The sequence below is a fragment of the Mesorhizobium sp. WSM4849 genome, from assembly GCF_055811385.1.
Genome location: NZ_JBVVPW010000117.1, coordinates 1 through 440, shown reverse-complemented (window position 1 = coordinate 440; position 440 = coordinate 1). Strand labels below are relative to the sequence as shown.

The following is a 440-nucleotide window of genomic DNA, read 5'->3' as shown; positions in this document are numbered from 1 at the left end:
TCTTCGGAAATGACCTGGCCACCGGTGAGGATGGCGATGTCTTCCAGCATGGCCTTGCGGCGATCACCGAAGCCCGGCGCCTTGACCGCGGCGATCTTCAGGCCGCCACGCAGCTTGTTGACGACGAGCGTGGCCAGAGCCTCGCCTTCGACATCTTCCGAAATGATGACCAGCGGCTTCGAGGTCTGCACGACAGCCTCGAGGATCGGCAGCATGGCCTGCAGGTTGGAGAGCTTCTTCTCGTGGAGAAGGATGTAAGCGTCTTCCAGATCCGCAACCATCTTGTCGGCGTTGGTGACGAAGTAGGGCGAGAGGTAGCCGCGGTCGAACTGCATGCCTTCGACGACTTCGAGTTCGGTCTCCGCGGTCTTGGCTTCCTCGACCGTGATGACGCCCTCATTGCCGACCTTCTGCATCGCTTCGGCGATCATCGAGCCGAC

General features: G+C 61.1%; 1 pseudogene. It reads right to left on the bottom strand.

The annotated features are described in order from the left end of the window. Positions 1–440, bottom strand: a pseudogene (gene groEL, locus AC0L3L_RS36465) (chaperonin GroEL); the annotation flags it as partial.